The following is a 12,907-nucleotide window of genomic DNA, read 5'->3' as shown; positions in this document are numbered from 1 at the left end:
GGTGGACGATTTTCGGGCTTTTGGGCTAGATCTCTATCAGGGCAGCCTTCCATACTACCTCGTCTGTCATGGGGATCGATAGCCCAGGCCTGACTGCAGGCGCACCGGGTTTTGCCAGTCCTCGATGGTGCTGAAGCTTGCCATCCGGGCCTCTGCCTGTGACGTGCACCTCTGCCGACCTACGGTCGGACCGCGCCAACTGTGCTGCGGATGGAATGCTGCGTATGATGTACAACGAAGCCGCCAAGTGACCTGACGTCAGTCAGTGAATGCCAAACGACCATCGGCATTCACTGGCGCCTCGCCAGCCTGTCCCTGAGATCCGGCTGGTCGAGGGCGACGACACGCGCTGTAGGATCGAAGATCCTCGGCGAGTTGCTCGGCCTGGCAAGCCGGCCGCCGTCATCCCGGCGGTCGCGGTGGGTTCGGCCGACGACGTGGCGTGCCCGCGGCAATCTTCCGCGACAGCCAGTTGAGCGCCTGCGAGGTGCTGTCGACCTGGTCGTCGTGCGTGCCATTCGGAAAGGCCAGCAGTTCCGCCAGATACGTCGCCAGCCACGACGCCTCACGCGGCAGCAGCACCTGCCCCGCTTCGAATTTTGGTGCCTGCGCCAGCAACCGTGCCTCCTTGTCGTACTGCGGACGCCACAGGATCGGCTTTACCGTACCCATCCGGCGAGGGCCGCCTACCGCGATTTGGCTGAGCCTGTCTTTTGCTCTTACGGGCGTTCTTTCGAGCGCCGTTAAGGGCGGAGGCTGGGTTTCGGGATGGAGATCATCACGGGCGTCGAGCGACGGCGCCGCTGGCGGGCTGAGGAGAAACTGCGGATCCTGGCCGAGTTGGACGAACCCGGTGCCATGTTCAACGAGGTGGCGCGTCGGAACGATGTCAGCCGTGGCTTGCTGTGGCAGTGGCGCGACGCGCGGCGGCGCGGCAGGCTTGCGGGAAATGTCGCGGCGTTCGTCCCGCTGCGCGTTGTGCCCGAGTTGGCGGAACCGGCATCACCGACGGCTTGCCCGCATGCTGACGGCGAGACGGACGACCGCATCGAGATCGTGCTGTCCGACGGCACCGCGCTGCGCGTGACCGACCGGATCAGCACCACAGCGCTGCGTCGCATCCTGGCGGCGCTGCGCGGATGATCCCGGTTCCCTCCGGCGTGCGGGTCTGGCTGGCAGTTGGCCATACCGACATGCGCCGAGGCATGAACGGCCTGGCGCTACAGGTGCAGCAGGCCCTTGGGCGCGATCCCCATGCCGGTGATCTCTACGTGTTTCGCGGACGCCGCGGCGACCTGGTGAAAATCGTCTGGCATGACGGGCTCGGCATGTCGCTCTACGCGAAACGCCTGGAACGCGGCCGGTTCATCTGGCCTTCGCCGGCGGATGGGTCAGTCGCGATTTCTGGCGCGCAGCTGGCCTATATGCTGGACGGAATCGACTGGCGAAATCCGCAACGGACATGGCGGCCGGAGGCCGCAGGATAGATCAGCGCCGCGACGAATTTCGACTACCTGCCGCACGCGGTCTGTGATTCCATCATCGGCATGACGCCGCCGCCGGACAGACTGCCCGATGATGTCGACGCCCTGCGCGCAGCGCTGGCGGCAGAGCAACTGGCGCGGCGCGAGGCCGAGGCACGTGCCTGCGGGGCCGAGACGATGGTGGCCCACCTGAAGCTGCTGATCGCCAAGCTCAGGCATGACAGGTTCGGCGCCTCCTCCGAGCGCGGCCGCAAGCTGCTCGACCAGTTGGAACTGGAACTCGACGAGGTGGTCACGGCCGCCAGCGAGGAGGCTACAAAGGCCGAGACCGCCCCCGGCCAACGGTCCAGCCCATCCGGCCGCAAGCCCGTGCGGGGCCCGCTGCCGGCGCATCTGCCGCGCGAGCGGGTGGTGATCGCGGCCCCGTCGGTCTGTCCCTGCTGCGGCGGCCGGCTGGCCAGGCTGGGCGAGGACATCACCGAGACGCTGGAGGTGGTGCCGCGCCAGTGGAAGGTGATCCAGACGGTGCGGGAGAAGTTCTCCTGCCGATCCTGCGAGGCCATCACCCAGCCGCCGGCGCCGTTCCACCCGATCGCCCGCGGCCGTGCCGGGCCGAACCTGCTGGCCATGATTATGGAGGCGAAATTCGGCCAGCACCTGCCGCTGAACCGCCAGAGCGAGGTCTATGGCCGCGAGGGCATCGAGCTCAGCGTCTCGACCCTTGCCGACTGGGTTGGCACCTGCACCGCCATGCTGGCGCCCCTGGTGACGCTGATCGACGCCCACGTGCTGGCGGCCGGGCGATTGCATGGCGATGACACCACGGTGCCGCTGCTGGCCAAGGGCAGGACCGTCACGGCGCGGCTCTGGACCTATGTGCGCGACGACCGGCCTTTTGCCGGCCCGGCCCCGCCGGCGGCGATGTTTCGCTATTCGCGCGACCGCACGGCGGAGCACCCGAACCGACACCTGGCAGACTACGCCGGGATCCTGCAGGCGGATGCCTATGCCGGGTTCAACGCCCTCTATGTGGCGGGGCGAGCGCCTGGCCAGATCACCGAGGCCGCCTGCTGGGCGCATGGCCGGCGCAAGCTGTTCAATCTGGCCGAGGTCGCCCGGGCGCCGCTGGCCGCCGAGGCGGTGCGACGGATCGATCTGATCTTTGATTCCGAGCGCGCGATCAACGGTCTACCGGCCAAGGAGCGCCTGGCCGTCCGGCTGCAGCACGTGGCGCCACTGGTCGCGGACCTCGAAGGCTGGATGCGCCAGATCCGCGCCAGGCTGTCGCGGCACAATGATCTGGCCAAGGCGATGGACTACATGCTGAAGCGCTGGGACGCATTCACGCGGTTCCTCAGTGATGGCCAGATTTGCCTGACCAACAACGCCGCCGAGCGCGCCTTGCGTGGCATCGCCCTGGGCAGAAAATCATGGCTGTTCGCGGGCTCGGATCGCGGCGGGGAGCGCGCCGCGGCGATCTACTCGCTCATCGTCACCGCCAAGCTCAACGATGTGGATCCGCGGGCCTGGCTGGCCGACGTGCTCGCCCGGATCGCCGACCACCCGGCCTCCCGCCTGGACGAATTGCTGCCCTGGAACTGGAAGGGCGACCAAGCCAAAGACGCCGCTGCCGCCTGATCCTCACCGCGCCGCGGCCTTCGGCGGATGCTTACGCCATACCGACATGCGCCGAGGCATGAACGGCCTGGCGCTACAGGTGCAGCAGGCCCTTGGGCGCGATCCCCATGCCGGTGATCTCTACGTGTTTCGCGGACGCCGCGGCGACCTGGTGAAAATCGTCTGGCATGACGGGCTCGGCATGTCGCTCTACGCGAAACGCCTGGAACGCGGGCGGTTCATCTGGCCCTCGACGGCGGACGGATCGGTCGCGATCTCGGGCGCGCAGCTGGCCTATATGCTCGACGGGATCGACTGGCGAAATCCGCAACGGACATGGCGGCCGGAGGCCGCAGGATAGATCAACGCCGCGACGAATTCCGCCTACCTGCCGCACGCAGTCTGTGATTCCATCATCGGCATGACGCCGCCGCCGGACAGCCAGCCCGACGATCTCGAAGCCCTGCGCGCAGCGCTGGCGGCAGAGCAATTGGCCCGGCGCGAGGCCGAGGCGCGCGCCTGCGGCGCCGAGACGATGGTGGCCCACCTGAAGCTGCTGATCGCCAAGCTCAGGCATGACAGGTTCGGCGCCTCCTCCGAGCGCGGCCGCAAGCTGCTCGACCAGTTGGAACTGGAACTCGACGAGGTGGTCACGGCCGCCAGCGAGGAGGCTACAAAGGCCGAGACCGCCCCCGGCCAACGGTCCAGCCCATCCGGCCGCAAGCCCGTGCGGGGCCCGCTGCCGGCGCATCTGCCGCGCGAGCGGGTGGTGATCGCGGCCCCGTCGGTCTGTCCCTGCTGCGGCGGCCGGCTGGCCAGGCTGGGCGAGGACATCACCGAGACGCTGGAGGTGGTGCCGCGCCAGTGGAAGGTGATCCAGACGGTGCGGGAGAAGTTCTCCTGCCGATCCTGCGAGGCCATCACCCAGCCGCCGACGCCGTTCCACCCGATCGCCCGCGGTCGTGCCGGGCCGAACCTGCTGGCCATGATTATGGAGGCCAAGTTCGGCCAGCACCTGCCGCTGAACCGCCAGAGCGAGGTCTATGGCCGCGAGGGCATCGAGCTCAGCGTCTCGACCCTTGCCGACTGGGTTGGCACCTGCACCGCCATGCTGGCGCCCCTGGTGACGCTGATCGACGCTCATGTCCTGGCGGGGTCGCGATTGCATGGCGATGACACCACGGTGCCGCTGCTGGCCAAGGGCAGGACCGTCACGGCGCGGCTCTGGACCTATGTGCGCGACGACCGGCCTTTTGCCGGCCCGGCCCCGCCGGCGGCGATGTTTCGCTATTCGCGCGACCGCACGGCGGAGCACCCGAACCGACACCTGGCAGACTACGCCGGGATCCTGCAGGCGGATGCCTATGCCGGGTTCAACGCCCTCTATGTGGCGGGGCGAGCGCCTGGCCAGATCACCGAGGCCGCCTGCTGGGCGCATGGCCGGCGCAAGCTGTTCAATCTGGCCGAGGTCGCCCGGGCGCCGCTGGCCGCCGAGGCGGTGCGACGGATCGATCTGATCTTTGATTCCGAGCGCGCGATCAACGGTCTACCGGCCAAGGAGCGCCTGGCCGTCCGGCTGCAGCACGTGGCGCCACTGGTCGCGGACCTCGAAGGCTGGATGCGCCAGATCCGCGCCAGGCTGTCGCGGCACAATGATCTGGCCAAGGCGATGGACTACATGCTGAAGCGCTGGGACGCATTCACGCGGTTCCTCAGTGATGGCCGGATTTGCCTGACCAACAACGCCGCCGAGCGCGCCCTGCGTGGCATCGCCCTGGGCAGAAAATCATGGCTGTTCGCGGGCTCCGATCGCGGCGGCGAACGGGCCGCGGCGATGTACTCGCTCATCGTCACTGCCAAGCTCAACGACGTGGATCCGCGCGCGTGGCTCGCCGACGTGTTGGCCAGGATTGCAGACCACCCGGCCTCGCGGTTGGTCGAATTGCTGCCCTGGAACTGGAAGGGCGATCAGGCCAAAGACGCCGCTGCCGCTCAACCCTCACCGCGCCGCGGCACTCGGCGGATGCTTACTGAGAATAGCCGCGCCGCCACGGATATTCTCGCGGGCGAGATCGTGCGCGCCAGCCCGACCGCCGACCCCGGCTGGATGTCGGTGCAGGTGGACACCATCCATGGGCGCGCCGGCGGTTTCGTCCGCACCGCGCTGCTGACCACCACGCTCGAACCGCAGGACGATGCCGCCGCGATGAGCGCGGTCCTAACCGGGACGGCGTGGACACACGATCGTTGGGCCAGCTGAGCCGCCTACCGGACAAGCCCTTCAGTCGACGTCGCCAACGAGCTCGGCTTCGACATCCCTCTCTGGGCGCATGCTCATGACATTCGCCTCCAGCCGTTCGTAGCGCCTCACGATGAGGCCGATATCAGGGTCCGCAAGGCGCTCCTGCGCTTTCCTAAGCTTCGCCATGGCGTCGTCGAAGGTCTCGTGCGCACCGCTGTACCTCAGGATGTTTAGACCGACGTTGCAGTAGGCTCCGAATACTGCGCTGGAGTTCGCATGCCGTTGCGTGGCACGGATCGCGGCTTCCCGCGCCTGGCCCAGAATGGTCATCCTGTCTTCCAGGAGGATGCCGTCCGTCTCCGTGGCTCTGGCGATGAGCAACTCGATCTTGAGCCTGGCGACGGGGGCGTCCGTCCTGAAATCCTTCTCGAAGATCCTGATCTCCGTCTGGGCCTGATCGAACTGCCCCATGCTAGTGAGATTCCGGATGAGGCGGTGGCGCGGGACACGCTGGCCGGGGAGGAGGGAGATCATCTTCCGGAGAAGACGGTTTTGGGTATCCTTGTCCGGGATACGCGGGATCCCCGTTTGGATGTTACAAAGCTCGATCATGGAGCGGACTTCGACGTCATAGGTCGGCGACGCGGTGTCGATCACCTTCTCGAAGAGCGCCACCAACTTGTCGACCTCGTTGTACTTGTATTGGGCCACGATGGAGCTGATTACGGGATGCCTGCCCCGCCAGGCATAGATGTGCTGTTGCTTCTCGTTGAGCGTGTATTCGTTGATGATGTCCGTCATGCTTTCGAGCACCGCCACGATGGAGTTCATCGGGATGCTAAGGAGGCGGATGACTAGCTGCCTATGAACCTTGATGCCAGCGTTCTCGAGCGCCGCCACAAGGCGGTAGATGTCCTGATGGATCTCGGCGAGGTCGGCGAACTCCCGTAGGATGATGTCGTCGAAGCTCTCCGACGCAAATATGTTGCGCATACAGACGAACATGTCCGACTCGCATCGGTCGGTCAGGCGGCGCCGCTTCTCGGCCCGGTTGAACCCCGAGAAGCTCGTCTCGACGACCTTTGCCAGATCTTGGTTACTGTCCACCAGGGACACTAGGCGCTCGATCTCCTCGGGCCCGACCTTGGACAGGACGAAGAGCTTGCCGCGCTTGTAGATGTTCGGTGACTTGATTCGGGGCTTCCAGTGGTTCCGGGTGGACGCCAGCATGAGAGTCAGGGAGGAGAGGTTGGAGGCCGCGAGCCTGTCCACCAGTTCGTTGATTTCTCGGATGTGGTGATGTGCCTCGTCGACGAAGAGGACGCCCTTTCGGCCCGTCTTGTCGAGCCTGCGCGCGACCTCTGCCCACTCCTCGGGATCCAGGGTGAAATCCTCCTGGTGCTCCCAACAGATGTATCCCCCCTTCAAGAGGGAGACGATCGCCTGCCTGACGGCCGTGGTCTTTCCCACGCCGCTCGCCCCGACGAGCGCGACGCAGATGCCCTCTCCGGACGATACGTAGGCAGCGATGGTGTTCGCGAGCGTTCTCTCGAATGTCAGCCCCTTCGCGATGTCCACATAGTTGGCAGGCCACCCGTTGAACATGCGGCTGACGTCCGCCGTGCCGGTCTCGACCTGGTGTTTCACGTCGAGCACCGTCGCCACGAGTGTCGGATGGCCCTCGAGAACCGTGTCGGTCGGCTGGTAGTCGAAAAGGGGGCCAGAAGACTTCTTGGCGAGATGGGCGAAGAAGTCGTCAATGCCCCCGAACACAACGTTAAGGCCCTGCCCCCGGTAGAGGTCGGCGCGTCCCTCGTCCCGCTGATACATCAGCAGGGTGATCCGGCCTCCGACCATGGCCTTGCTGTTGAGCTGGATCGCCTTCGTGATCAGAGGCTTCACATCTTCGTCGGAGAGCGAACTCCCGATGATGATCAGGTGGGACTCCGACAGATTGGATTGCAGGGAATTGAAGAGGTGCTCCCGGTAGTCCAGGGCGACAGTGTAGTCTCCCTGAGTGATGATCAGGCGGGCAGCATCACCGAACGACACGTCCTTCTCGATCGTTCCATGGAGCTTGTAGAGGCGTGCCCCGGCCGACTTGGGAGCATTTCCGAAGTCGAAGTTTGAGTTCACGACACCGAGCGCCTTCCCCTTACGATGGTAGGCCTGCTCGACGAGGTCGTCGTAATTGGTGGTGTAGATCGACTTCCAGTCGTAGAGGGGCAGGTTGAGCAGCCCAGCCGTAGGACGTAGCCCTTTGAATAGGGTGCGGAGGTCCGTGATCATCCGCCTGCGATCCTTGGATCGCTGCTCGACCAGCTCCGTGAACTCCGCGAGGTTGAACCCTGCCGAAGGGAGGGAAAACCGCTTCGCAAGGTGGTCAATGATGGCCTGCGGTGTGGGAGCGTTGGAGGGGAAAGAGGACCCTGCACCGAAGAGAAGGATCGTCCGCTCGGGGCTGACGTCTCGGACGAACTCCGCCAATTCCATGCTCTTGTCCCCATAGGCCTCGGGCCGGGAGGTTTTCAGTACGTTGGCACAGCGGACCGAAGCCTGGAGGCTCGGGGGCACCAGTGGCTTCATGCTCGCCCGGCCAGAATCCAGAGTCGCACGGGTCACACCATCCGGCAACGACACGAATTCCGTGTGTGTTGTTGAGCGCTCGCCTCCCCCTTCTCAGAACCGCCTTTCAGGCGGGAGGCGGCACTTCGGCGCCGCAGAGAACCTTGGTGATCAATCAACGATTCGCCGAAATTGAAGATTGCTGAGGCAATCGCATAACCGAATTTCGGTAGCAGGGGCCGAAAAATAAACTGTGATTTCAATGTCCTAAGCTTGAGAGTAAGATCGCTCTCCCCCCAAGCTCCGGAGAGGTTGCGCCTTTCGGAGAGAGAATTCCGGACTCATTCCGCTGTCGGACTATCAAGATCCACGCGGAAAACCGCAGGAAACCTGCGCCTGATAGCGCCGGTCATCGGGACGGAGAATGGTTGGACAGAGGCCGACTGGAGCAGCGGTAGGAACCGGGATCCAAAATTCTCTGGGCGTTGCTCTGGTGATGGCTTTGCCCGACCCGGCCAGCGGGATTCGGACGCCCTGATCAAGCAGAGCACGGCCAGGCCGCACACCCAGGCCCGCTTGCGCAGCACCTGCGGCGTCTACCTGACCTACGGCTTCGTGGCGGACTGACCAAGCATCATCGCCGCAGCCTTCGCTGCGATCATCATCGTCGTCGCATTCGTATTGGCCGAGACGATCCGCGGCATGACCGAGGCATCCGCCACGCGCAGTGCGTCGATGCCGCGCAACCGCAGCTCCGGCGTCACCGGGGCCCCTTCGGCTCCCATCCGGCAACTGCCGCACAGGTGATAGACGGTCGCCCCCTTCGCCCGCGCATAGGCGAGCAGCGCATCGTCGTCCTGATGCGGTGCACCGGGCGCGGTCTCCGCCGCCGACCAGGGCGCGAGGGCGCGCGTGCCCAGCAGACGCCGCGCGACGCGCAGGCCGGTGATGGCGGCCTCGCGGTCCTCGGCGGCCGTCAGGTAGTTCGGCTGGATGGCGGGCGGCTGGCGCGGATCGGCGCTGGTGGCGCGCACGGAACCACGGCTTTCCGGCCGGCATTGCCAGACGCCGATGGTCATCCCCGGAACGTCCTGCAATTGACCCGTCACGCCTTCCTCGGAATAGGACGCCGGGGTGAAGACGAATTGCAGATCCGGCTCGTCGAGCGTGTCGCGCGATCGCGCGAAGGCTCCGGCATGGGCCGGGCTGTAGGCCAGCAGGCCGCGCCGCGTCAGCAGCCAGCGCGCCATCTCCCACCACAGGCGCGGCGGGCGCGCCTGTTCGTTCAGCGTGACCGGGCGGGTGACGCGATGCACCACGCGCGTGGCGTAATGGTCCTGCAAATTCTCGCCGACGCCGGGATTGTCGGCGATGACCGGCAGGCCGAGCGCCCGCGACAGCACCGCTGGCCCAAGGCCCGAGACTTGCAGCAGATGCGGTGTCCCGATCGCGCCACCGGCAAGCACGATCTCGCCCCGCGCGTGTGCCGTCAGCGTACGGCCGTCGCGGGCGAAGGTGATGCCGGTGGCGCGCCCCGACGCTGTCTCGATGCGCAGCACCATCGCGCCGGTGACGATGCGCAGATTGGCACGGCGACGCGCCGGCGCCAGAAAGGCGCTCGCCGCGCTGAAGCGGCTGCCGCGGCGGATGCTGCGTTGGTAGGTGAAGACGCCCTCCTGCGCCGCGCCATTGTAATCCGCGTTGCGCGCCAACCCGCACTCCGCCCCGCCATCGAGGAAGGCGGCGACGATCGGATGCAGCGCCGGGATGTCCGAGACATGCTGCGGCCCGCCGGCGCCGCGATGCACGTCGTCGCGGTAGTCCTCAAGGGCGCGGAAATGCGGCAGCACCTCCTCATGCGACCAGCCGCGGCAGCCGGACTGCGCCCAGTCGTCGAAATCCCGCGCCGATCCGCGCACCCACAGATGCCCGTTGATCGCCGACGAGCCGCCGAGCACCCGCCCGCGCGGCGTGTGCATCACCCTGTCGTCCACGCCGGGGCCGGGTTCGGTGGTGAAGTTCCAGTTGAAGCGCGGATCGCGGAAGGTCTTGAGGAAGCCGGCCGGGACCTGGAGGTAGGGGTGAAGCGCCTCCCCGCCGGCTTCCAGCAGCAGCACGCGGCGGCGCGGATCGGCGGAGAGGCGGTTGGCGAGCACGCAGCCGGCGCTGCCCGCGCCGACGATAATGTGGTCCCAATCGCCCTCGAAGCGCTCGGCGTTCACGCGGCGGCGGCGAGCGTCGGCGCGGCGCCGGCGACGCAGGTGCGCACCATGTGGCGGCGTTCCGTCGTCGTCGCGAAGGGCGTCGCGCGATGCAGCACGGCGCGATTGTCCCACATCACCAGGTCATGCGGCCGCCAGCGATGCGCGTAGGTGAAGGCGGGCTGCGTCGCCAGCGCCATGAGCCGGTCGATGAGCAGGCGGGACTGCGCCTCGTCCATGCCCTCGATGCTGCGCGCATGGGCGCCGAGATACAGCGCCGGGCCGTGCGGATTCTCCTCCAGCACGAGCGCCTGGCGCACCGGCGGGTGCTGGTTGCGCTCGGCCTCGCTCACCAACGCCGCATCGACCCGCGCGCGGGACCAGCCGAAATCATGGGTGGCGACGCGCCCCCGCAGCGCCGCCTGCTCGGCCGGATCGAGCGCAGCGAAGGCGGCCCGCATCGAGGCGAATTCGGTGTCGCCGCCGGCCGAGGGGATTTCCCGCGCCGATAGCAGCGAGGCGCGGGCCGGCACCGGCTTGAACGACGAATCATGATGCCAGACGCGGTTGGCCTTGTTGTTCAGCACCTGCTTGTCGGTTGGCGGCGCGATCTCGCCGGCCGGGCCGACGTTGGACAGGATGATCACCGGGCTGCCCGCCCCTGGCGCGCCGGCGCGGGTGCGTTCCAGCGGCCCGAAGCCTTCGCTGAAGGCGATCTGCGCCGCGTCGTCGATGCGCTGGTCGGGGAAGACCAGCACCGAGAAGCGGTCGAGCGTATCGCGCAGCGCGGCCATCATCGTCGCGTCCACGCCGCGGGCGATGTCGAGGCCCGTGATGCGGGCGCCGAGAACGGGGGTGAGCGGGGTTGTCTCGATCATGGGGGCGTTTCCTCCTGCCCCACCTTGGCGGCGCATCGTGTTGCGGCGCCAGCCGGCATCTTCGCAAAACACTCTGCCGTCAGGCGGCAGGGTCCGCGACGGCAAGCAGATGCGCGACGAAGGCACCGATCTTGGCCGGCAGGCGATCGGCGCGGAGGTGCACGGCGTGGATCTCGGCCTGGTAGCGGCCGGGCCAGGCCGGCAGGCTGGGCAGCAGCGGCGTCAGGCGACCGGTGGCGACGTCCTCGCCGAGCATCCATTCGGGCAGCAGCACCAGGCCCATGCCGTCCAGCGCGGCCTGGCGCAGCGCCTCCCCACTGTTGGAGCGGAACGGACCGGACACCGCGACATCCTGCCGCGTGCCGTCGCCGGTGGTGAAGACCCAGATCGGCGCCTCGTCGGCCTCGCGATAGGTCAGGCATGGGTGCTGCAGTACGGCGTCGGGCGAGGCCGGAGCACCGTGGCGTGCGATGTAGCCTGGGCTGGCACACAGGATGCGCCGGCCCGATGCCAGCCGGTGCCCAGTGAACGATTTCCCCACCGGCAGGCCGAGGCGGATCACCAGGTCCACCCCATGCGCGGGCACCAACCCGGTCTGCTCGGTCAGCTCCAGGTCGATCTCCACCCGCGGGTGCGCGGCGCGGAAGCCGGCGAGATGCGGCACCACATGACGAAGCGCGTAGGAGCGCCTGGCGACGATGCGCAACGTGCCGGTTGCTTCCTTGTGCATCTCGCTCGCCTCGACCAGGGCGGCGTCGAGGCTCTCGAGCAGGGGCATGATGCGGGCCGCCAGGCGGCGCCCCGCCTCGGTCGGCGCGACATGGCGCGTTGTGCGGTCGAACAGCCGCAGCGCGAGGTCGTCCTCCAACTCGCGCAGCGCCCGCGATGCAGCCGTTGCCGACAGCCCGAGCGAGCGCCCCGCCGCGGCGATGCCGCCCCGATCGAGCGTGCGCAGGAAAAGCCGGAGCGCGGTCAGTCGGTCCATCGTGCAAAGCTACGGCGACCAAGCCTGCCCTGGAAGCAAGGTTGAACGGGGACGCGCCCGGGACATGCCGGCAGCCTGGCCATCGTGACGCCCCGGAGGCGCCGGAGCTGACGTTACGCAGTCCCGAAAGCAGCGCCTGGAACATCTGATAAGGTGCACCTTGCGCGGTGAACCCGGGGGCAGCCTGCCATGGCCGACCACCTTATCCTCGAGATGCTCGTCATCGCCGCCGCCTCGTTCGTGGCCGTCGCCGCGCTCGTGCGGCTGAGCTTCTCGCCGATCATCGGCTACCTGGCAGCGGGTCTCCTGGTCGGTCCGCATGGCTTCAACCTCCTCGGCGCCACCGAGGGCATCCGCTTTCTCGGCGAGCTGGGTGTTGCCCTGCTGATGTTCATCGTCGGGCTGGAGTTCTCGCTGCCGCGCATGATCGCGGCGCGCTCCGTGGTGTTCGGCCTGGGAGGCCTCCAGGTCGTCGCGACCACCGCGCTTGCCGCGACGGTGGCCTGGCTTGCGGGCGCCGGCTGGGTCGCAGCCCTCGTACTCGGCGCCGCGGCCGCGATGTCCTCGACCGCCATCGCCGCCAAGCAGCTCTCTGACCAGGGTGAACTGAATAGCCGGCACGGCCGAATCGCGCTCGGAATCCTGCTGTTCCAGGACCTCGCCACGCTGCCGGTCCTCGTGGTGGTGGACGCGCTGCAGGGGAGACCTGGGCCGACGAGGGCACACTCGGCCATGTCGAGGCGCGTTCGGCCGAGATCGCGGACCTGAATGTGTGACCCTCAGTGTGTCGTAAAGGCACTGACCGGTGACTCCCCGGCTGGCCCCCCGGGTGCGAAGCACCCGCATGAACAGGTGCAACACCAGGAGGCTGACGATGACGCTGTCCGATACGCAGCGCACGATCCTCATCCATGCCTGGCAAAGGTTGGATCCTT

Annotated in this window: 10 protein-coding genes and 1 pseudogene; 6 read left to right on the top strand and 5 right to left on the bottom strand. The window is 67.2% G+C overall.

Annotation, left to right across the window (positions count from 1 at the left end):
• Positions 1-402 precede the first annotated feature (402 nt).
• The gene (terL, locus tag ACQW02_RS09440; protein ID WP_431285016.1) at positions 403-672 is read right to left on the bottom strand and encodes a phage terminase large subunit; all 270 of its coding nucleotides are present in this window, start codon (positions 670-672) and stop codon (positions 403-405) included.
• A gap of 96 nt (positions 673-768) precedes the next feature.
• On the opposite strand from terL, the gene tnpA reads away from it, so the two are divergent.
• From tnpA to tnpC (ACQW02_RS09415), 5 genes and pseudogenes are all read left to right on the top strand, one after another.
• A complete protein-coding gene (gene tnpA / locus ACQW02_RS09435) occupies positions 769-1,143 on the top strand; it encodes an IS66-like element accessory protein TnpA (protein WP_431281664.1) in 375 nt (124 codons plus the stop codon).
• Positions 1,140-1,487, top strand: a complete 348-nt coding sequence (gene tnpB / locus ACQW02_RS09430) for an IS66 family insertion sequence element accessory protein TnpB (protein ID WP_431285015.1) — start codon at positions 1,140-1,142, stop codon at positions 1,485-1,487. Before tnpA ends, tnpB (ACQW02_RS09430) begins: the two co-directional genes overlap by 4 nt.
• A gap of 60 nt (positions 1,488-1,547) precedes the next feature.
• On the top strand, positions 1,548-3,122 hold the full coding sequence (tnpC, locus tag ACQW02_RS09425) for an IS66 family transposase (RefSeq protein ID WP_431285014.1): 1,575 nt from the start codon (positions 1,548-1,550) through the stop codon (positions 3,120-3,122).
• 58 nt (positions 3,123-3,180) lie between these two features.
• Entirely contained in the window at positions 3,181-3,462 is a 282-nt protein-coding gene (tnpB, locus tag ACQW02_RS09420; RefSeq protein ID WP_431285013.1) for an IS66 family insertion sequence element accessory protein TnpB, read from the top strand.
• 60 nt (positions 3,463-3,522) lie between these two features.
• A pseudogene (gene tnpC / locus ACQW02_RS09415) lies at positions 3,523-5,091 on the top strand (IS66 family transposase); the annotation flags it as partial.
• A gap of 291 nt (positions 5,092-5,382) precedes the next feature.
• On the opposite strand, the gene ACQW02_RS09410 reads toward tnpC (ACQW02_RS09415), so the two are convergent.
• From ACQW02_RS09410 to ACQW02_RS09395, 4 genes are all read right to left on the bottom strand, one after another.
• Complete coding sequence (locus ACQW02_RS09410; RefSeq protein ID WP_431285012.1) at positions 5,383-7,929, bottom strand: SIR2 family protein; 2,547 nt, start codon at positions 7,927-7,929, stop codon at positions 5,383-5,385.
• A 584-nt stretch (positions 7,930-8,513) separates the two neighbouring features.
• Positions 8,514-10,130: a GMC family oxidoreductase gene (locus ACQW02_RS09405; protein ID WP_431285011.1), complete on the bottom strand. Its 1,617-nt coding sequence runs from the start codon at positions 10,128-10,130 to the stop codon at positions 8,514-8,516.
• Positions 10,127-10,987, bottom strand: a complete 861-nt coding sequence (locus ACQW02_RS09400; protein ID WP_431285010.1) for a TauD/TfdA dioxygenase family protein — start codon at positions 10,985-10,987, stop codon at positions 10,127-10,129. The genes ACQW02_RS09405 and ACQW02_RS09400 overlap by 4 nt, the downstream gene beginning before the upstream one ends.
• A gap of 79 nt (positions 10,988-11,066) precedes the next feature.
• The gene (locus ACQW02_RS09395; RefSeq protein ID WP_431285009.1) at positions 11,067-11,972 is read right to left on the bottom strand and encodes a LysR family transcriptional regulator; all 906 of its coding nucleotides are present in this window, start codon (positions 11,970-11,972) and stop codon (positions 11,067-11,069) included.
• A 189-nt stretch (positions 11,973-12,161) separates the two neighbouring features.
• On the opposite strand from ACQW02_RS09395, the gene ACQW02_RS09390 reads away from it, so the two are divergent.
• Complete coding sequence (locus ACQW02_RS09390) at positions 12,162-12,740, top strand: cation:proton antiporter (RefSeq protein WP_431285008.1); 579 nt, start codon at positions 12,162-12,164, stop codon at positions 12,738-12,740.
• Positions 12,741-12,907: the final 167 nt, after the last annotated feature.

The organism is Humitalea sp. 24SJ18S-53 (assembly GCF_050632385.1).
Taxonomy (GTDB): Bacteria; Pseudomonadota; Alphaproteobacteria; order Acetobacterales; family Acetobacteraceae; genus Humitalea.
Note: the sequence above shows the minus strand (reverse complement) of the source record. Positions and strands in the feature narration are given on the sequence as shown.